The organism is Pseudomonas pseudonitroreducens, from assembly GCF_021603645.1.
Lineage (GTDB): Bacteria > Pseudomonadota > Gammaproteobacteria > Pseudomonadales > Pseudomonadaceae > Pseudomonas > Pseudomonas pseudonitroreducens.
On the sequence record NZ_BQHJ01000008.1, the window covers coordinates 327,588 to 346,786 of the forward strand.

At 66.7% G+C, this 19,199-nt stretch carries 14 protein-coding genes and 1 pseudogene; 8 read left to right on the top strand and 7 right to left on the bottom strand.

All coding sequences use genetic code 11. From position 1 onward, the window contains the following. Nucleotides 1-9 precede the first annotated feature (9 nt). Nucleotides 10-279 (bottom strand): annotated as a pseudogene (locus tag L6D89_RS20965) (cupin domain-containing protein); the annotation flags it as partial. A 244-nt stretch (nt 280-523) separates the two neighbouring features. Here L6D89_RS20965 and L6D89_RS20970 point away from each other — a divergent pair. Next, nucleotides 524-1,879, top strand: coding sequence for an OprD family porin (locus tag L6D89_RS20970; protein WP_236201049.1), 1,356 nt, complete (start codon nt 524-526; stop codon nt 1,877-1,879). 260 nt (nt 1,880-2,139) lie between these two features. Here the strand turns inward: L6D89_RS20970 and L6D89_RS20975 are convergent, their stop codons facing one another. The 5 genes from L6D89_RS20975 to L6D89_RS20995 form a co-directional block, all read right to left on the bottom strand. Next, nucleotides 2,140-2,685 (bottom strand): hypothetical protein, encoded by a 546-nt coding sequence (locus tag L6D89_RS20975; protein ID WP_236201050.1) that lies wholly within the window; start codon nt 2,683-2,685, stop codon nt 2,140-2,142. A gap of 81 nt (nt 2,686-2,766) precedes the next feature. Beyond that, on the bottom strand, nt 2,767-3,177 hold the full coding sequence (locus tag L6D89_RS20980; protein WP_236174112.1) for a hypothetical protein: 411 nt from the start codon (nt 3,175-3,177) through the stop codon (nt 2,767-2,769). 595 nt (nt 3,178-3,772) lie between these two features. After that, the gene (locus L6D89_RS20985) at nt 3,773-6,931 is read right to left on the bottom strand and encodes a CusA/CzcA family heavy metal efflux RND transporter (RefSeq protein ID WP_236201051.1); all 3,159 of its coding nucleotides are present in this window, start codon (nt 6,929-6,931) and stop codon (nt 3,773-3,775) included. Nucleotides 6,932-6,943: 12 nt separating this feature from the next. Beyond that, the gene (locus L6D89_RS20990) at nt 6,944-8,194 is read right to left on the bottom strand and encodes an efflux RND transporter periplasmic adaptor subunit (protein WP_236201052.1); all 1,251 of its coding nucleotides are present in this window, start codon (nt 8,192-8,194) and stop codon (nt 6,944-6,946) included. Between the two features lie 171 nt (nt 8,195-8,365). Next, on the bottom strand, nt 8,366-9,613 hold the full coding sequence (locus L6D89_RS20995; protein ID WP_373874979.1) for a TolC family protein: 1,248 nt from the start codon (nt 9,611-9,613) through the stop codon (nt 8,366-8,368). 402 nt (nt 9,614-10,015) lie between these two features. Between L6D89_RS20995 and L6D89_RS21000 the strand changes: the two genes are divergently transcribed. Together L6D89_RS21000 and L6D89_RS21005 are read left to right on the top strand one after the other, a co-directional pair. Then, nucleotides 10,016-10,690 carry a heavy metal response regulator transcription factor gene (locus L6D89_RS21000; protein WP_236174115.1) on the top strand — a complete coding sequence of 225 codons (675 nt, stop codon included), beginning with the start codon at nt 10,016-10,018 and terminating at the stop codon, nt 10,688-10,690. Then, complete coding sequence (locus L6D89_RS21005) at nt 10,687-12,072, top strand: heavy metal sensor histidine kinase (protein WP_236201053.1); 1,386 nt, start codon at nt 10,687-10,689, stop codon at nt 12,070-12,072. The genes L6D89_RS21000 and L6D89_RS21005 overlap by 4 nt, the downstream gene beginning before the upstream one ends. Before the next feature lies 1 nt (nt 12,073). Here L6D89_RS21005 and L6D89_RS21010 read toward each other — a convergent pair whose 3' ends face one another. Continuing rightward, entirely contained in the window at nt 12,074-12,409 is a 336-nt protein-coding gene (locus L6D89_RS21010; protein WP_236201054.1) for a DUF2790 domain-containing protein, read from the bottom strand. Between the two features lie 143 nt (nt 12,410-12,552). On the opposite strand from L6D89_RS21010, the gene L6D89_RS21015 reads away from it, so the two are divergent. From L6D89_RS21015 to L6D89_RS21035, 5 genes are all read left to right on the top strand, one after another. Further along, entirely contained in the window at nt 12,553-12,897 is a 345-nt protein-coding gene (locus tag L6D89_RS21015; RefSeq protein WP_236201055.1) for a hypothetical protein, read from the top strand. 89 nt (nt 12,898-12,986) lie between these two features. Next, entirely contained in the window at nt 12,987-14,231 is a 1,245-nt protein-coding gene (locus tag L6D89_RS21020) for a TolC family protein (RefSeq protein WP_236201056.1), read from the top strand. Further along, nucleotides 14,228-15,703 carry an efflux RND transporter periplasmic adaptor subunit gene (locus L6D89_RS21025; protein ID WP_236201057.1) on the top strand — a complete coding sequence of 492 codons (1,476 nt, stop codon included), beginning with the start codon at nt 14,228-14,230 and terminating at the stop codon, nt 15,701-15,703. The genes L6D89_RS21020 and L6D89_RS21025 overlap by 4 nt, the downstream gene beginning before the upstream one ends. Continuing rightward, nucleotides 15,700-18,852 carry an efflux RND transporter permease subunit gene (locus tag L6D89_RS21030; RefSeq protein WP_236201058.1) on the top strand — a complete coding sequence of 1,051 codons (3,153 nt, stop codon included), beginning with the start codon at nt 15,700-15,702 and terminating at the stop codon, nt 18,850-18,852. The genes L6D89_RS21025 and L6D89_RS21030 overlap by 4 nt, the downstream gene beginning before the upstream one ends. Next, entirely contained in the window at nt 18,849-19,190 is a 342-nt protein-coding gene (locus L6D89_RS21035; RefSeq protein WP_236201059.1) for a copper-binding protein, read from the top strand. The genes L6D89_RS21030 and L6D89_RS21035 overlap by 4 nt, the downstream gene beginning before the upstream one ends. The last annotated feature ends 9 nt before the right edge of the window (nt 19,191-19,199 follow it).

Below are 19,199 nucleotides of genomic sequence, written 5' to 3' on the forward strand. Positions count from 1 at the left end.
TGACTTTCTAAGATCGCCGGCACGCAGATGGATCGGCGGCTCACCCTCGGGGGTGATGACGCAGTAGCCGTCGAGGAAATGACAGTACTCCCACTTCTCGTAGTTCACCTGGAACTTGCCGGGAGTGCAGATCCAGGTGCCCATGATCTTGCTGCCGTCCGCCGACAAGTAGGCGTTGAGGTTGACGGTGTGCGGATCGCCGCCGATGCGCTGCCACCTGGTGGCGTCCAGCACAGGCGTCGGGCAGGTGTCGCGCAGCACGGTAATGAAGTCGGACATGTCAGCTCCAGATCGTTTCGGTGAGGGTTCGCCACCCTAGGCATCGACCACCCGGAACGATTGCCTGGTTCCGACATCGGCTTGCCTGCCAGCGCTGCCCAGCCGCTGCCTGACAGATTTGTCATGCACCGCTCACCGGGTCGTTATCCACGCTCCTACACGATGCCCGTGGCCCTCGCCACGCCTGGGCGAAAACAACAACAGCAGGCGGTAACCAAACCACCCTGCCCTTGGGAGCACATCCATGCATCACACGTATCGAAAGTACCGACACAAGTTTCCGCTGGCGGCTTCGCTGCTGGCTCTGGGAGTCGCATCGCCGACCGTCTTCGCCGAGGCGACCACCGAAGAGAAGCCTGAAGGCTTCATCGAAGGCGCCAGCCTGGAAGTCCTCAACCGCAACCTCTACTTCAACCGCGACACCCGCCATGGCCAGTCCGCACCGCCGCGCGGCAACGGCTACTCGGAAGTCTGGGCCCACGGGATCATCGGCAAGTTCGAATCCGGCTTCACCCAGGGCACGGTCGGCGTCGGCGTGGACGCCTTCGCCATGCTTGGCTTCCAGCTCGATACCGGCGATGGCCGCAACGGCGCCGGCAGCTCGGTGGACGTGCTGCCCACCGACAACGACGGGCGTACCGAAAGCGACTACTCCAAGGCCGGTGGCGCCGCCAAGGTGCGCCTGTGGGACACGGTGCTGAAGGTCGGCGACGTGTTCCCCGAGACTCCCGTGGTGCACTACGGCGACTCACGCCTGCTGCCCGAATCCTTCCGCGGCTTCACCCTGCAGAACACCAGCCTCGAAGGCCTGACCCTGCAGGGCGGCCGCCTGCACGCCATGAGCCAGCCGCAATCGCGGCAGATGGACGACGGCTTCGCCACCTTCTACGCCGGCCCGGTGGATTCCTCCTGGCTCGCCTACGGCGGCGGTGACTACACGATCAATGACAATGCCAGCGTCAGCCTCTACAGCAGCCGCCTGAAGGACGCCTGGAACCAGTACTACTTCGGCACCGCGTTGAACTTCCCGCTCAGCGAGGCAGTGGAGCTGTTCGGCGGCTTCAACTACTACAAGTCGCAGGACGAGGGCCGCGAGCTGCTCGGCGAGTTCAACACCAACATCTGGAGCGCCAGCGCCGGCGTGCACTTCGGCGCCCACCGCATCGCCGTCAGCCACCAGCGCAACAACGGCAACAACGACTTCGACTACCTGCGCCAGGCCGACTCGATCTACCTCGACAACTCCATCCAGTACAGCGACTTCAACTCGCCGAAGGAACGTTCCTGGATGGTCCGCTACGACCTCGACATGGCCACCTACGGCGTGCCCGGCCTGAGCTTCATGACCCGTTACGCCCGCGGCACCGACGCCGACTACTCCAATGCCAACGCTGTGTACATGCGCCGCGACGACAATGGCGATCCGCTCACTGACCAGAAGCGCTGGGAGCGCGACATCGAGGCCAGGTACGTGTTCCAGAAAGGCCAGCTCAAGGACCTGTCCCTGCGCGTGCGCCAGGCGACGACCCGCGCCACGGCCTTCGAATCGGACCTGGACGAAGTGCGGCTGATCATCGAGTACCCGTTGGCGGTGCTGTAACACCAGCGCCGGGCGGGCGGATGACGGAATTGTCAGCTGCGCCTCAGCCTGCCGTTAGGCGCCCCTGCGTATAACGGCAGGCATCACCGCCCCCAAGGCAACCGGTGATGATTTTCCCCGCAAGACTGCTCCGCTTCCTGGCGCTCCACGTGCCCCTTTGGAGGAAGAGGAACCCTCGGCGCCCGACTGGGCGCCTTTTTTTCCCCGAGACAAACCGGCAACCGGCTCAGCCTTTCAGCGCGGCAGGAGACGCGCCCGGATCAGAACAGCAGGCCCTGGTAGTGCCCTTCGTTGTAGATGGCATCGGCGAGCCCCTGCGCACTCACGTCGTTCCACTGGATTCCCATGATCCACGGTTCGTTGTAGGGCCAGAACCGCAACTGCGACTTGTAAACCACGCGCTTGAGCGTCACATCGACAGCCGCGATGCGGTACTGGCCTTCGACGTAGAGATTCGACATACCCATTACCTTTCCGCCGTTGGGGGTAATGACCAGCACAAATTGCGCACCGAACTCCTTGGCCTTGGCCAGGTGGGAATCCGGATCGAGCTCAAGACCGTTGGAGTTCGCGTACTTGACCTGGTATCCGGCCCACTCGAGCTTGCGTGTCAGGCTCTTCTCCAGCAGCGTATTGAACTCCGGCTGGGTGCTACCCACCAGCGACATGACATAGATGCTCTTTGACGCCGAGGTGTATCCCTCCGCGATATTGGACTTGGAAACAGCGGTCGGCTGGCTGGCGCATCCCCCGATCGCGGACAGCGTGACCAGCAGGAGCAATCCCCCGAAAAATTTCTTGAGCATGAACGGCAAACCTTCTCGTTGTTGTTTGTTTGACAGCAGAGGGCGCCCCAGCGCCCTGCCAGGTTCCCAAGCGCCCGGCAGTCACGCTGCGCTATTGGCGCGAATGACTTTGTTGGCGTCGTAGGACGTGCGGTACAGCACGTAGAGAGCGAGGATCGGAACCAGCGCGATAGCGGTCCTGAAGAGCGCATAGCCCACCGAGGAAAGCCGCTTGTTGAGCAGGAAGATGAACACCAGCATGGCGAGCCAGAACAGCGGCACGAGGAAAAACACGGCAAGGAACAACAGCGGTACACCGCCGGCCATTTGAAAGATCAGCGACGGCAGGAAACTGGCGAGAAAAGCGGCGCAGAACGAATACTGCATGCGCTTCTTGAGCTTCAGAATATCGGTGGTGGACTGCGTCACGACCAGCTTGGCGGCAGGGGGCGCATATACCTCTCTGATATCGATCTCCGCGATATTCCCGATCTCGATATTCCGCTCTCTCATCCAGGCATCCTTGGCAACATTCAACTGATGGGTGATTCAGGAATGGGCTCCCGCGCGGCGCAGCCTGTCGGACCAAATCCCAGGCAATCTCCCACGCGAAAAGCCAGGCTTCCTGCAGCCTGTATCCGAGTTCTTACAGATGGGGTGGCATGGTGCCACTTGGCTTGAACGGCGCAAGTGACCCTTGCGCCAATCTGGGCGACGGTTCTACCGCCCTCCGGACACTGCAACGCGAACGCTCAACCCCGCAGGGCGGATAACCTTCGCGGTTATCCGCCACTTCAGCGTGATCACCGCCCCGCACCAGGCACCGCGGAAGGCTTCGGGCCATCCGGCGTATGACTGTGAATGCTCATACGCCCCATGGTCGCCTGGAACACCCCTCTCAGGAGTCCTCATCCCGCCGGTGCATCCACCGATACAGCGCCGACAGCACCAGCCCTGTAGGGCGAATAACGCGCAGCGTTATCCGCCGTTTGGCGCAGATTTCCGGCCCGCTGGGGGGCAAGCCCTGAGGCACATGGGCCCCTGGCTCGGCCACGAAGCTCAAGTCGCGACAGGTGCAGCGGCGTATAACCGCAAACGGTTATACGCCCTACGTTGGCGTGCCCACCTGCGCCTCCTCATCCCGCCGGTGCATCCACCGATACAACGCCGGCAGCACCAGCAGCGTCAGCGTGGTCGAAGACAGGATGCCGCCGATCACCACCGTCGCCAGGGGCCGCTGCACCTCGGCGCCAGTGCCGGTGGCCAGGGCCATCGGGACGAAGCCCAGCGAGGCCACCAGTGCCGTCATCAGCACCGGACGCAAACGCGTCAGCGCCCCCTCGCGGATCGCTTCGTCGAGGCTGCGCCCCTCCTCCCGCAAGCTGCGGATGAAGGAAATCATCACCAGGCCGTTGAGCACCGCCACGCCCGACAGCGCGATGAAACCGACACCAGCGGAGATCGACAAGGGAATGTCGCGCAGCCACAGCGCGACCACGCCCCCGGTCAGGGCAAAGGGAATCCCGGTGAACACCAGCAGCCCGTCACGGACGTTGTTGAACATCATCAGCAGCAGCGTAAAGACCAGCAACAGCGCCACCGGCACCACGATCTGCAAACGCTGCGCCGCCGACTGCAACTGCTCGAACTGGCCGCCCCAGGTGGTCCAGTAGCCGGCTTGCAGCTTGACCTGCTGCTCGATGCTGGCGCCGGCCTCGGCGACGAACGAGCCGATGTCGCGCCCACGCACGTTGGCGCTGACCACGACCAGACGTTTGCCGTTCTCGCGGCTGACCTGGTTCGGCCCCTGCACCAGTTCCAGGCGTGCCACTTCGCCCAGGGTGATGAAGCCGATGCGCGAATCCGCAGCATTGGCCGGGGCCGGCACCGGGATGAGCATGCGCGACAGCGCATCGATGTCGCTGCGCAGGTGTTCCGGCAGGCGCACGATCAGATCGAAGCGGCGGTCGCCCTCGAACAGCGTGCCTGCCTCGCGGCCGCCGATGGCCACGGCGACGTTGTCCTGGATGTCGCCGACATTCAGCCCGTAGCGCGCCGCGCGCTGGCGGTCGATGTTGACGGTGAGTACCGGCAGGCCGCTGGTCTGCTCGACCTTCACCTCGGACGAACCCTGTACCTGGCGCAGCACGCCGGCGATCTGCTCGGCGGTCTGGTTCAGGACCTCCATGTCGTCGCCGAAGACCTTCACCGCCACGTCGCTGCGTACCCCGGAAATCAGCTCGTTGAAGCGCAACTGGATCGGTTGCGACAGCTCATAGGCGCTGCCCGGCACGCCGTTGGCGGCTTCCTGGATTTCCGCTTCCAGCTGCGCGCGGCTCTTCTTCGGGTCGGGCCACTGCTCCTTGGGTTTCAACATCACGTAGGCGTCGGAAATATTCGGCGGCATCGGGTCGGAGGCGATCTCCGCGGTGCCGGTGCGGCTGAACATGCGTTGTACCTCCGGCACCTTGTCCAGCACCTGGCGTTCCAGAGCCTCCTGCATGGCCACCGATTGCGACAGGCTGGTGCCCGGCGTGCGCAGCGATTGCAGGGCGAAGTCGCCCTCGCCCAGGCTGGGCACGAACTCGCTGCCCATGCGGCTGGCGAGCAACCCCGAAAGCAGCACCAGCACGGCGGCGCCGGCGAACACCAGCGCGCGCCGCGCCATCACCCAGTCCAGTACCGGTTCATAGGCGCGGCGCGCGCCACGCATGAGCAGGTTTTCCTCTTCCTTCACCTTGCCAGTGATGAACAACGCAATGGCCGCCGGCACGAAGGTCACCGAGAGGATCATCGCGCCCAGCAGCGCCAGCACCACGGTGAAGGCCATGGGGTGGAACATTTTCCCTTCGACGCCGGTGAGGGCGAAGATCGGCAGGTACACCACCATGATGATCAGTTGCCCGTAGATCAGCGCACGGCGCGCCTCTTTCGAGGCGGCGAAGACCTCGTGCAGGCGCTCGCTGCGGGTGAGCAGGCGGCCGTGGTGCTGCTGCGCGTGGGCCAGGCGGCGGATGGCATTCTCGACGATCACCACGGCGCCATCGACGATGATGCCGAAGTCCAGCGCGCCGAGGCTCATCAGGTTGGCGCTGATGCGGTTGCTGAACATGCCGGTGAAGGTGAACAGCATCGCCAGCGGGATCACCATGGCGGTGATCAGCGCCGCGCGGATGTTGCCGAGGAACAGGAAGAGCACCGCGACCACCAGGATCGCGCCTTCGGTGAGGTTGCGCTTGACCGTGGCGATAGCCTTGTCGACCAGTTGCGTACGGTCGTAGACGGTCACCGCCTTGACCCCGGCCGGCAGCGTGCGGTTGATCTCGTCCAGCTTCGCCGCGGCGGCCTTGGCGACCGTGCGGCTGTTCTCCCCGATCAGCATGAACACCGTGCCGAGCACCACCTCGCGGCCGTCCTCGGTGGCGGCGCCGGTGCGCAGCTCGCGGCCCAGGCCGACCTCGGCGACATTGCGCAGGCGGATCGGCGTGCCATCGACATTGGCCACGACGATGTTGGCAATGTCCTCCAGGCTGCCCACCTGCCCCGGCGCGCGCACCAGCAGCTGCTCGCCGTTGCGCTCGATGTAGCCGGCGCCGACGTTGGCGTTGTTGCGCTCCAGGGCGGCGATCACATCCGCCAGGGTCAGCCGGTAGGCCGCCAGCCGGCGGGTGTCCGGGGCCACCTGGAACTGCTTGGCGAAACCGCCAATGCTGTTCACCTCGGCCACGCCCGGCACGTTGCGCAACTGCGGTTTGATCACCCAATCCTGGATCACCCGCAGGTCGGTCGGCGTGTACTCGCTGCCATCCTCCTTGCGCGCGCCCGGCTCGGCCTCGATGGTCCAGAGGAATATCTCGCCCAGGCCGGTGGAAATCGGCCCCATGGCCGCCTCGACGCCCTCGGGCAATTGTTCGCGCGCCTGCTGCAGGCGTTCGTTGACCAGTTGGCGGGCGAAGAACAGGTCGGTGCCGTCCTTGAAGATCACCGTCACCTGCGACAGCCCGGAGCGTGAAATCGAGCGCGTCTGCTGCAGGCCCGGCAAGCCCGCCATGGCAGTCTCCACCGGGTAGGTGATGCGCTGCTCGGTCTCCAGCGGCGTGAAGCCCGGCGCCGAGGTGTTGACCTGCACCTGCACGTTGGTGATGTCGGGGACCGCGTCGATGGGCAGTTTCTGGTAGCTGGCGATACCCAGACCGGCCATGCCGAGGACGGCGAGCAGCACCAGGTAGCGCTGCTCGATGGCGAAACGAATGATGCGTTCGAACATGCTCTCGCCCCGTCAGTGCGCGTGGGACGCCGAGCTCTTGCCCAGCTCCGACTTGAGAATAAAGCTGCCGGCGGCCGCCACCTGATCACCCGCAGAAAGTCCCGCCAGCACTTCCACCTGGCCGGCGCTGCGCAGCCCCAGGTCGACCGGGCGCGGGTCGAAGCCTTCGGCACTGCGCACGAACACGCTGGGCTTGCCTTCCACCTCCTGGATCGCCTGCTCCGGCACCGCGACCGCCACCTGGCGTGCCTCGCTACTCACCCGCACGTTGACGAACAGACCGGGGCGCCACGCGCCATCGGGATTGGCCAGGGCAACGCGGGCTACCGCACTGCGGGTCTGCTCACCGAGCAGGTTGCCGACATAACTGACGCGGCCATCGACCTGCATGCCCAGGTCCGCCGCCTCCACCCGCGCCGGCTTGCCCACCTGCACCCGCGCCAGGTCCTGCGGCGCCACGCTGAAGCTGGCCCAGACCCGCGACAGGTCGGACAGCGTGAAAGCCGCCGTGGTCTCGCTGACCACCTCGCCAGGCACCAGGTGCTTCTCGACCACCACACCGTCGAAAGGCGCACGCAGCTCGTAGCGATTGCCACCGGCACTGACCGACACGCCGCTCAGTGCGTTGGTCTTCTGCTGCGCATTGGCCAGGGCGATGCGTGCTTCCTCCAGGTCCTGGCGCGCCTGCAGGTAGTCCTGCTCGGCGGAAATCTTCTCCTGCCAGAGCTCACGCTCGCGCTCGAAGGTCTTGCTTGCCAGGCTCGCCCGGCGCTGGGCGGCAGCCAGCTCGCTGCGCAGTTCGGAGACCTGCTGACTGGCGATCACCGCCAGCAACTGGCCCTTCTTCACGCTTTGCCCCAGCTCAACCGACACCGACTCCACCACGCCGGGAGTACGCGGCACGACGTGGGCGGTGCGGTCCTGGTCGAAACCGATTTCTCCGGGCAGGCTGAACGCCTCGTCCAGCGCCTGCGGGCCGGCGATGGCCAACTGGATGCCGGCCGCTTCGATCTGTGCCGGACTCAGGTGCAGCCCCTGCTCCTCGGCCTGGGTTTCCTGTGCGGCGTGGTGCTCGCCGTCGGCATGGTTCGCCGATTCGGCATGGCGAGTCGGTGCAGCGCTGTTGTGGTGCTCAGCATCGGCATGGGTCGCATCGTCGAGATGGCTGCCGCCAGCCTGTTCGCTGCCCATCCAGGCGTAAGCGCTGACGCCCAGTGCAGAGGCCAGCAGTACAGCGGCGGCAAGTGGGGTTTTCTTGATCATGGAAGCTCCGGGGAAAATCCGTCGGCGCCGCGCCGTGGCGCAGGCACCGCAGGGTGATGGAGGGTGCTGAAGAGGTCATGGACGCACCAGTGCGGCGGCAGGCTCGCGGTCGGCGCGGCGGCGGATGGCGTCAGCGCCGCGAGCAGCAAACCGAACCAGGCACGGCGAGCCTTAACGGGCCGCACCGACATCGCCGTAAACCCGCTCGATCCGCCCCCAGGCGTCGCTGACCTGGGCCAGCGCGCGCAGGTACTGGTCGCGGGCGGTGATCAGGGTGCGCTGGGCATCGAGCACTTCGAGGAAGCCGAACTTGCCCATCTCGAAGCCGCGCGTGGCGCTTTCCACGGCGCTCTGGGCGCTGGGCAGGATGGTCTGGCGGAAGGCATTCACCTCGCCCTGGGCGGTGCTCCACTGCTGCAGCGCCTGCTGGGTTTCCTGGCGCAGGCGCAGCTCGGTGGCGTTGCGCAGGTCGCGGGCCTGGTCGGCACGGCGCGACTCGGCAAGGATGTTGCCCTGGTTGCGGTCGAACAGCGGCAACGGCAGGCTCAGGCCGATCACTGCGATGCGCTCGCGGTTGCCATCCTCGATGGCTTCCTGGCTGCCCAGGCTGACGTCGAGGTCGGGAATCCGCTGGGTCTTCGCCAGGCGCACGGCGGCCTCGCCTTCATCGATTCGGCTCTGCGCCAGGCGCATTGGCGCGCTGTCGCCCAGGCGACGCAGCAGCTCATCGGGGCTTGGCAGCCCGGGCAGTGGCTTGCCACTGTCACTGCGCACGCCAGTGAAATCCGCCGAGGCCAGCCCCATCAGCGCGGCCAGCGCCTGGTTGGCGTCGGCCCGCTCGCGGCGCGCGCGCTCCTGTTCCAGACGCACCTCGGCCAGTTGCACCTGCGCACGGTTGGCCTCCAGCGGCGCTGCCTTGCCGGCACGCACGCGCCCTTGCGCCGCGACCACGCCACGCTGCGCCAGCGCCACCGACTGCTGTGCCAGGCGCTCGCGCTCCTGGGCCCGCAAGGCGCTGTAGAAAACCGCGATCACCTCGCCGCGCAGCTGGTTGCGCCGGGCCTCCAGGCTGAGCGCAGCGACGGCCTGGCCGCGCTCTGCGAGTTCCACCCGCGCGCCTCGCTTGCCGCCCAGCTCCAGCGGCTGGCTGATACCGAGGGTGGTGGTGCGATTGCGCGACTCGGTGCCTTCCTGCTCCCAGGAGAACGTCGGGTTGCGCAGCAGGCCGGCCTGCTCGCGCAGTCCCTGGGCGATGCCGATTTCCCGGGCACTGGCGGCCAGTTCGGGGTTGCCGCTGGCAGCGGCCTGCAAGGCATCCTCGATGCCGATCTCGCGGGCCTGCACCCAGGCCGGGAACTGCCCCAGCAGCAGCGCCAGCAGCGTTGCCCAGGCGGCGAATCCAGAACGTCTTGAAAACACAGCGAACCTCGCACGGTGGAGTCAACTTCGACGGTATTCCGTCATTTCCACCGGCGAATCTAGAAGTGCCTCTCTAGCGACAAGGTGACTGGATAATTACAAACATGTAATTGGCCATCCAGCGACTTCCCGTTGTATGTATTTAAAAAGGCTTTGTGCCACTTCCAGGTAACTTCAGGAAACAATTCGCGCCATTCCGAGAAATTCGCTGACGGCTGAAAAATCCTTTCAGGACAGCCACCTGCATAACTTTGAAGCCTTCAACTGCGATACCAGATGCGACCCCTGCACGATTGACCCTGAAGTCGCTACAGCTTCTAGACTGCCCGCGCTTTTCACCGGCGGCATGAACTTTCCTGCGCCTGCGGCACCACTCTCCACGTAATTACCGGGTAACTATCCATGAAAATCCTGCTCATCGAGGACGACCACAAGACGGCCGATTATCTGCAACAGGGGCTGAGCGAAAGCGGCTATGTGGTGGATCGCGCGGACAACGGCGTCGACGGCCTGCACCTGGCCCGACAGTGCGCCTACGACCTGGTCATCCTCGATGTGAACCTGCCGCAGATGGATGGCTGGGACGTACTCGCCAGCCTGCGCCAGCACAGCGACATTCGCGTGATGATGCTCACCGCCCGCGGCCGTCTCACCGAGCGGGTAAAGGGCTTCGACCTGGGCGCCGACGACTACCTGCTCAAGCCCTTCGAATTCCCCGAACTGCTGGCCCGCGTGCGTTCACTGATGCGCCGCAGCGAGCGTATCGACCAGCCCCAGGTGCTGGAGATCGGCGGGCTGGAGCTCGACCCCGGGCGCCACCGTGCCTACCGCGACAGCCAGCGTATCGACCTGACCAGCAAGGAATTCGCCCTGCTGCACCTGCTGATGAGCCGCAGCGGCGAAGTGCTCTCGCGTACGCAGATCATCTCGCTGGTGTGGGACATGAACTTCGACTGCGACACCAACGTGGTGGAAGTCACCATCCGCCGCCTGCGCGCGAAGATCGACGATCCCTTTGCCGACAAGCTGATCCATACCCTGCGCGGGGTCGGCTACGTGCTGGAGTCCCGCGCATGAAGCCGGCCAGCCTGTCGCTGCGCATCGGCCTGTGGGTCGGCGTGCTGGGCTCGGTGCTGATGATCCTGTTGCTCAGCCTGGCCTACCTCGCCCTCGACCACCAACTGGACCAGCGCGCCCACCGCGAGCTGGAGGACAAGCTCGGGCAACTGCGCCACGCCCTCGACGCCGATCCGGGTCTCGCCGCCCTGCCCTTGCGCGGCCATGCCCTGCAGGACCAACTGATGGGCCACGACAACCTGAGCGCCGCGCTGCTCGATGAGCGACGCGGGCAGCCGGCGCAGTTCAGCAGCGGGCCGACTCGCGACCTGGCGGTGCTCGATGGGTTCGCCGGCAGTGGCCGCGCCTTTGCCTGGCGCTCGGCGGACGGCCGCCGCCTGCTCACCGAGCGCAGCCTGATCCGCTTGCGCGACGGCAACACCCTGCGGGTATTCCTGAGCCTGGATCGCCGCGACGACGATGCCCTGCTCGGCGCCTTCCTGCGTTCGGCCTGGCTGGCGGTGCCGCTGCTGTTGCTGCTGATCGCCCTCGGCGCGCGCCTGGTGGCCAAGCGCGGCCTGCAACCCTTGCGGCAGTTCGGCCAGGTGGCCTCGCTGATCACCACCCAGGACCTCAGCCACCGCATTCCCGTGCAGGACCTGCCACGGGAGCTGGGCAAGGCTGCGCGAGCGCTGAACCTGATGCTGCACCGGCTGGATGGCGGCGTGCAGCAGCTCACGCAGTTCTCCGACGACCTCGCCCACGAGCTGCGCTCGCCCATCGGCAACCTGCTGGGCAAGGCGCAGGTGACGCTGTCGCGACCGCGGCAAAAGGAAGAGTACGAAGCGGTGCTGGCCGCGAGTACCGAGGAGCTGGAACGGGTCGGCCGGATCGTCAGCGACATGCTGTTCCTCGCTCAGGTCAGCCACCCGCGCGCGCTGCTGCCGCAGGAGACGGTGCAGCTGGAAGAGGAAGCCGCGAAGGTCGCCGAACTGTTCGCTTTCAGCGCCGAAGAGAAGTCGCTGCGCATCAGCATCGACGGCCATGGGCGGGTCGTCGGCGATCGCCTGATGATCCAGCGCGCCATTTCCAACCTGCTGTCCAACGCCATCCGCCACACGCCCGCGGGCGAGCGCATCAGCGTGCAGGTCCGCAACGACGATGAGACCGTAACTCTGCAGGTGCAAAACCCCGGAACGGGCATTGCCGCCGAGCACCTGCCGCACCTGTTCGAGCGCTTCTACCGGGTGGACAAGGGCCGCTCGCGAGCGCAGGGCGGCACGGGCCTGGGGCTGGCCATCGTGCGTTCGATCATGGAGTTGCACCTGGGCGCGGCCAGCGCGCAGAGCTCGGAGGAAGGGCCGACGCGCTTCCTCCTGGAGTTCCCCGCCTCGCCCGACTGAATCAGCGGGTAACGCGGCAGGCGACGCGCTCGGTGCGGTACTCGATGGCCTGCTCCTCGCCGAAGGAATCCTTGTAGCGCAGTTGCACCGGGACCACGCCGCAGTCGCTGCTCATCGGCGTTATCGCCACGACTTCGGCGATGTCCAGGTTCATCCCGTAGGTGTACTGCTTCGCCTCGGCGACCTGCGTCGGCGAAGGCGCGTCCTGGCGGGCCTGCATGGCTTGCAGGCGGGCCTGCTCCATGCGCGCGAAGGTAATGTCGCCGCCGCCGTCGGCCAGCGCCAGGGAAGAAGCGCCCATCAGGGCAGCGATCAGGAGGATGCGGGAGCGTTGCATGGCAGTCACCTCACGGGTGGTTGAAAGTGACTCCACCTTAAGAGGCCGCCCCTAACGGGAAGCTGAGGCAAGCATGACGATTCGGTTATCCAGGCGACGCCGCCGTTGACCTTGCCCCAGGGGAAGGTTCTAAACTGCGCGGCATGCTTCGTCGCCTGCGGCTCTTCATCATCCTGTGGCTCAGCCTTGCGCTTCCCCTCACCGGGATGGCGGGCTTCGAGGCGCCGGCCGAACCCTGTCCGATGCAGGAACAGGGCATGAGCCAGATGGCCGGCATGGATCAGGATTGCTGCCAGGACGCGGGCAAGATGACCCCGCACGGCAAGAAGGCCTGCAAGAGCGGCCAGGAGTGCAAGACCAGCAGCCTGCTCCAGGTCAGCCTCCTGAATGCCCCGCAGCACCTTGCCGCAGCGCAGAGTGCGCCACGCTACAACCCCCTCGTACTGAGCCAGGCTCCCGCCGATCTCTGGCGACCTCCCTGCGCCTGATTCCTCTCCCGACCTGAACCCCGCCCGCAGCCCTCAAGGCTGCCGGGTGGCTTGCGCCCGTGCGCTGGTTTTCCAGAGGAATCCCCATCGTGACTCACGTCCGAATCCATTCGGGCTGGCTGCTGCTCGCGCTGCTGTCCAGCCTGTCCGCCCAGGGTGCGTCCCTGTCGCTGGACGACGCCCTGTTGCTGGCCGAACGCAACGCCCCATCCCTGCTCGCCGAGAGCGAAAAACTCGCAGCGGCGAAAAGCGCCGCCATTCCGGCCGGCGAACTGCCCGACCCCAAGCTCAACCTCGGCCTGCAGAACATCCCCATCGAGGGACAGGAGCGCTGGACCACCCAGCGTGACAACATGAGCATGCAGATGGTTGGCCTGATGCAGGAGGTGCCCAATCGCGACAAGCGCAGGGCCCGCATCGAGACCGCCCAGGCCGCCGTCGAACGCGCCGACGCCGAGGCCGGCGTGGAGCGCCTGAAGGTCCGCAACGCCCTCGCGCAGGCCTGGATCGCGGCCTACACGCTGCAACGCAAGCTGGCGATGTTCGACGACTTCTACCGCGAAAACCGGCTGCTCGACGCCAGCGTCCGCGCGCGCCTGGCCAGTGGCGGCGCCAGCGCGGTGGACGCGCTGCTGCCGCGCCAGGAAGCCGCGCTGCTCGACGAGCGCAAGGATGATCTGCTGAGCCAGCAGGCCCGGGCCCGGGCGACGCTCAAGCGCTGGATCGGCGAGGACGCGCCGCAGACGCTCAGCGGAGACTTCCCGCGCTGGTCGATCGACGCGCCCCACTACCAGCAGGCGCTGCACCAGCACCCCGAGCTCGCTGCCTACGGGCCGATGACCCGCGAGGCCGAAGCGCTGGTCCGCGAAGCCGTGGCGGAGAAGAAGCCGGACTGGAGCTGGGAAGTGGACTACCAGCATCGTGGCCGCGAATTCGGCGACATGATGACGCTGCAAGTCAGCTTCGACCTGCCGCTGTTCAGCGGCACCCGCCAGGACCCGAAGATCGCCGCCCGCCGCGCCCAGGTTCGCCAGCTGGATGCCGAGCGCGAGGCCCTGGCCCGCGAGCACGAACAACAACTGGCAGACGACCTCGCCGAATACCGGCGCCTGCAGCGCGCCGTCGAACGCAGCAGCGCCACGCTGCTGCCGCTGGCCGAGGAGAAGGCCAGCCTGGCCACTGCCAGCTATCGCGCCGGCAAGCTGCAGCTCGGCGAAGTACTCGGTGCACGCCAGCAGTTGCTCGAGGAGCGGCTCCGGCAGCTCGACCTGCTGGGCTCCCTGGCGCAGGTCGCCGCGCGTCTGTATTTCACCTATGAGGGAGTACGCGCATGAACCGGCTTCCCGTGAAGACTTCCGCACTGTTGTTGCTCACCCTGGCCACCGGCAGCGCCGGCGGCTACTGGTTCGCCCAGCGACAATCGGCCCCGGCGGCGGAAACCAGCGGTGTGGCCGCGGAACGCAAGGCGCTCTACTGGTACGACCCGATGGTCCCGCAGCAGCGCTTCGATGCGCCGGGCAAGTCGCCATTCATGGACATGCAACTGGTGCCCCGTTACGCCGACGATGAGAGCAACGGAGGCCCGCCAGCGGTTCGCCTGGAACCGGGCATCCAGCAGAATCTCGGTGTGCGCCTGGCCTCGGTCAGCCACGGCAGGCTCGATCGCAAGCTGCAGGTCACCGGCCTGCTGACCTTCAATGACCGCGACGTGGCACTGCTGCAGACGCGGGCCGGCGGCTTCGTCGAGCGCACCTATACCCTGGCGCCTGGCGACGTGGTAAAGGCCGGCGCGCCGGTTGCCGACATCCTGGTCCCGGAGTGGGCCGGCCTGCAGGAGGAATATCTCGCCCTGCAGAGCACCGCGGAGCCGACCTTGCGCGAAGCGGCGCGGCAGCGCCTGCTGCTGGCGGGGATGCCACCCGCGCTGGTTGCCCAGGTCGCGCGCAGCGGCCGGGCGCGCCCGGTGATCACGCTCGGTTCGCCTATTGCCGGGGTGATCCGCGAACTGAACGTGCGTAGCGGCATGACCCTGCCAGCCGGCGCACCACTGGCGCGGATCAACGGCCTGGGACAGGTCTGGCTGGAAGCAGCGGTGCCGGAAACACAGGCGGCTGGCCTGAAGATCGGCCAGCCAGTCACCGCCCGCCTGCCGGCATTCCCGGATCGTCCGGTCACGGGCACCCTGGCCAGCATCCTGCCGGAGAACGACCAGCAGAGCCGCACCCTGCGCCTGCGCATCGAACTGCCCAACCCGGATGGCCAACTGCGCCCGGGGATGACCGTGGAGGTCAGCCTCGCTCTCGCCGGGGAGTCCGACGTGCTGCAGATTCCCAGTGAAGCCGTGATTCGCACCGGCAAGCGCAACCTGGTGATGCTCGCCGAGGACCACGGCCGCTTCCGCCCCGTGGAGGTACGCCTCGGCCAGGAGAACGGCGGCCAGGTGGCTGTGCTCCAGGGCCTGGAGGAAGGTCAGCGGGTGGTTGCTTCCGGGCAGTTCCTGATCGATTCGGAAGCCAGCCTGAAGGGCATCGAAGCCCGCACGGACGACCTGCCCGGCCCCAGCACAAGCACATCCACGCTGCATGAAGCCGAGGGCCGGATCGTCGCAATCGATGCCCAGGGCATGACGATCAGCCACGGCCCCTTCCACACCCTGGGCATGCCTGGCATGACCATGACCTTCTCCCTGGCCCGAGCTGGGCTGGCGGACGGGCTGAAGGTCGGTGAGCGCATCCGTTTCGGGGTCAGCCAGGGCGATACCGGGCTGGTGATCGAGCAAGTGAGCCGGCAGGAGGCGCAGCCATGATTGCCAAGCTGATCCGCTGGTCGGTGGCCAATCGCCTGCTGGTGCTGCTGGCCACTCTGTTCATCGTCGCCTGGGGCCTCTGGTCGTTGCGCAGCACGCCGATCGACGCGCTGCCGGACCTCTCCGACGTACAGGTGATCATCCGTACCAGCTATCCGGGGCAGGCGCCGCAGATCGTCGAAAACCAGGTCACCTACCCGTTGGCCACCACGATGCTGTCAGTGCCGGGAGCGAAGACCGTGCGCGGTTTTTCCTCCTTCGGCGACAGCTTCGTCTATGTGCTGTTCGATGACGGCACCGACCTCTACTGGGCCCGCTCGCGGGTGCTGGAGTACCTGAACCAGGTGCAGTCGCGCCTGCCGCCAACGGCAAGGGCAACGCTCGGCCCGGACGCCACCGGGGTCGGCTGGATCTACCAGTACGCCCTGGTGGACCGCACGGGCCGGCATGACCTGGCCCAGCTGAGGGGGTTGCAGGACTGGTTCCTCAAGTACGAGCTGAAGACGGTGCCGGACGTGGCCGAAGTCGCCACCGTGGGCGGCATGGTCAAGCAGTACCAGGTGCTGCTCGACCCGCTTCGACTGGCCAGCCTGGGCATCACCCAGGGCCAGGTGATCGAGGCCATCGGCAAGGCCAACCAGGAAACCGGCGGTGGTGTGCTGGAGCTGGGCGAGGCGGAATTCATGGTGCGCGCCTCGGGCTACCTGAAGAGTCTGGACGACTTTCGGGCGATCCCGCTGCGCCTGGCCGGCAATGGCAGCCCGGTCACCCTGGGCGATGTCGCGAGTGTCCAGCTCGGCCCGGAAATGCGTCGCGGCATCGGCGAGCTGGACGGCGAAGGCGAGGCAGTCGGCGGGGTGATCGTCCTGCGCAGCGGCAAGAACGCCCGCGAAGCCATCACGCGGGTGAAGGACAGGCTGGAGGAGCTGAAGAAGAGCCTGCCCGAGGGCGTGGAGATCGTCACCACCTATGACCGCAGTCAACTGATCGACCGCGCGGTGAGCAACCTCGGCCACAAGCTGATCGAGGAATTCCTCGTGGTGGCGCTGGTGTGCGCGGCCTTCCTCTGGCATCTGCGCTCGTCGCTGGTGGCCATCGTGTCCTTGCCGGTGGGCGTGCTGATCGCGCTGATCGTCATGCGGCACCAGGGGATCAACGCCAACATCATGTCGCTTGGCGGCATCGCCATCGCCATCGGTGCGATGGTCGACGCGGCGGTGGTGATGATCGAGAACGCGCACAAGCGCGTCGAGGCCTGGCACCAGCAGCACCCCGGCGTCCCACTGGTCGGCGAGCGGCACTGGAAGGTCATGACCGAGGCCGCCGTGGAGGTCGGCCCGGCGCTGTTCTTCAGCCTGCTGATCATCACCCTGTCGTTCGTCCCGGTGTTCACCCTGCAAGCCCAGGAGGGTCGCCTGTTCGGCCCGCTGGCCTTCACCAAGACCTACGCCATGGCCGGCGCCGCCGGGCTGTCGGTGACCCTGGTGCCGGTACTGATGGGCTACTGGATTCGCGGGCGCCTGCCCTCGGAGCAGCGCAACCCGCTCAATCGCTGGCTGATCCGCCTCTACCAGCCGGCCCTGGACGCGGTACTGCGCCGGCCACGCAGCACGCTGGCGGTGGCAGCGCTGGTGTTCCTCTCCGGGCTGTGGCCGCTGTCCCACCTGGGCGGCGAGTTTCTCCCGCCACTGGACGAAGGCGACCTGCTGTACATGCCCTCGGCCCTGCCCGGGCTCTCCGCGCAGAAGGCTTCTGAGTTGCTGCAGCGCACCGACCGGCTGATCCGCAGCGTGCCGGAAGTCGCCAGCGTGTTCGGCAAGGCCGGGCGCGCCGAATCGGCTACCGACCCGGCGCCACTGGAGATGTTCGAAACCACCATCCGCTTCAAGCCCAGGGACCAGTGGCGACCCGGCATGACCAGCGAAAAGCTGGTGGAGGAACTGGACCGCGCGGTGAAGGTGCCGGGCCTGACCAACATCTGGATCCCGCCGATCCGCAACCGTATAGACATGCTCGCCACCGGCATCAAGAGTCCCATCGGGGTGAAGATCGCCGGCACCGACCTGGCCGAGATCGACCGCGCGACCCAGGCCGTGGAGCGAGTGGCGAAGATGGTGCCGGGCGTCAGCTCGGCGCTGGCCGAACGCCTGACCGGCGGGCGCTACATCGACGTCGACATCGACCGCCAGGCGGCGGCGCGCTACGGCATGAACATCGCCGACGTGCAGGCCATCGTCGGCAGCGCCATCGGCGGCGAGAACGTCGGTGAAACGGTGGAAGGACTCGCCCGCTATCCGATCAACGTGCGCTACCCGCGCGAATGGCGCGACTCGCTGGACGCGCTGCGCCAGTTGCCGATCTACACCACCCAGGGTGGCCAGATCACCCTCGGCAGCGTGGCACGAATAGGCATCAGCGAGGGGCCGCCGATGCTCAAGAGCGAGAATGCCCGCCTCTCCGGCTGGGTCTACGTCGACGTTCGTGGCCGTGACCTGGCCTCGGTCGTGGCGGACCTGCGCCAGGCAGTGGAGCGCGAGGTACGCCTCGCCCCGGGCATGAGCCTGGGCTACTCCGGACAGTTCGAGTACCTGGAACGCGCCAACGCCCGCCTCAAGCTGGTCGTCCCGGCGACCCTGGCGATCATCTTCGTGCTGCTCTACCTGACCTTCGGACGCATCGACGAGGCCCTGCTGATCATGGCCACCCTGCCCTTCGCCCTCACCGGCGGGGTATGGCTGCTGTACCTGATGGGTTTCAACCTGTCGGTAGCCACGGGTGTCGGCTTCATCGCCCTGGCCGGCGTGGCGGCGGAGTTCGGGGTGATCATGCTGGTCTACCTGAAGAACGCCTGGGCCGAGCAGCCCCAGGCCAACCAGCCATCCGCGCTGCTCGCGGCGATCCGCGAGGGCGCGGTCCAGCGCGTGCGCCCCAAGGCCATGACCGTGGCGGTGATCGTCGCCGGCCTGCTGCCGATCCTCTGGAGCAGCGGCACCGGCAGCGAGGTGATGAGTCGCATCGCCGTGCCCATGGTCGGCGGCATGCTCACCGCGCCCCTGCTTTCTCTCTTCGTCATCCCCGCCGCCTACTGGCTGATGCGCCGTCGTCAGCTACCGGCAACCAGCCAAAACCAACCTGGAGACATCCCATGAAAACCCCACTGATCGCCCTCGGCGCCCTGCTGCTCGGCCTCTCCCATTCCGCCCTGGCCGAAGACATGGCCGGCATGAAGATGGACGACATGAGCATGGACAGCGCCCAGCAAGCGCCGACCGCCAGCGCCGAAGGCAGCGTCCGCGCGATCGACGCCGAGCGCCACCTCGTTACCCTCGCCCATGGCCCGGTGGCGGCGCTGCACTGGCCACCGATGACCATGGCCTTCAAGGCCACCGCTGCACAGCTCGAGGGCCTGAAAGTGGGCGACAAGGTCTCCTTCGAGTTCCGCAACGCCAGTGATGGCGCCACCCTGGTCAACATCCGCAAGCCTTGAAGCCGGCCC

Bases quoted from the DNA above. Each gene is read 5' to 3' on its own strand.
- L6D89_RS21015 (WP_236201055.1), top strand. From the start codon at position 12,553: ATGCTTCGTCGCCTGCGGCTCTTCATCATCCTGTGGCTCAGCCTTGCG.
- L6D89_RS20985 (WP_236201051.1), bottom strand. From the start codon at position 6,931: ATGTTCGAACGCATCATTCGTTTCGCCATCGAGCAGCGCTACCTGGTG.
- L6D89_RS20975 (WP_236201050.1), bottom strand. From the start codon at position 2,685: ATGCTCAAGAAATTTTTCGGGGGATTGCTCCTGCTGGTCACGCTGTCC.
- L6D89_RS21005 (WP_236201053.1), top strand. From the start codon at position 10,687: ATGAAGCCGGCCAGCCTGTCGCTGCGCATCGGCCTGTGGGTCGGCGTG.
- L6D89_RS21000 (WP_236174115.1), top strand. From the start codon at position 10,016: ATGAAAATCCTGCTCATCGAGGACGACCACAAGACGGCCGATTATCTG.
- L6D89_RS20980 (WP_236174112.1), bottom strand. From the start codon at position 3,177: ATGAGAGAGCGGAATATCGAGATCGGGAATATCGCGGAGATCGATATC.
- L6D89_RS20990 (WP_236201052.1), bottom strand. From the start codon at position 8,194: ATGATCAAGAAAACCCCACTTGCCGCCGCTGTACTGCTGGCCTCTGCA.
- L6D89_RS21025 (WP_236201057.1), top strand. From the start codon at position 14,228: ATGAACCGGCTTCCCGTGAAGACTTCCGCACTGTTGTTGCTCACCCTG.
- L6D89_RS21030 (WP_236201058.1), top strand. From the start codon at position 15,700: ATGATTGCCAAGCTGATCCGCTGGTCGGTGGCCAATCGCCTGCTGGTG.
- L6D89_RS21035 (WP_236201059.1), top strand. From the start codon at position 18,849: ATGAAAACCCCACTGATCGCCCTCGGCGCCCTGCTGCTCGGCCTCTCC.
- L6D89_RS20970 (WP_236201049.1), top strand. From the start codon at position 524: ATGCATCACACGTATCGAAAGTACCGACACAAGTTTCCGCTGGCGGCT.
- L6D89_RS21010 (WP_236201054.1), bottom strand. From the start codon at position 12,409: ATGCAACGCTCCCGCATCCTCCTGATCGCTGCCCTGATGGGCGCTTCT.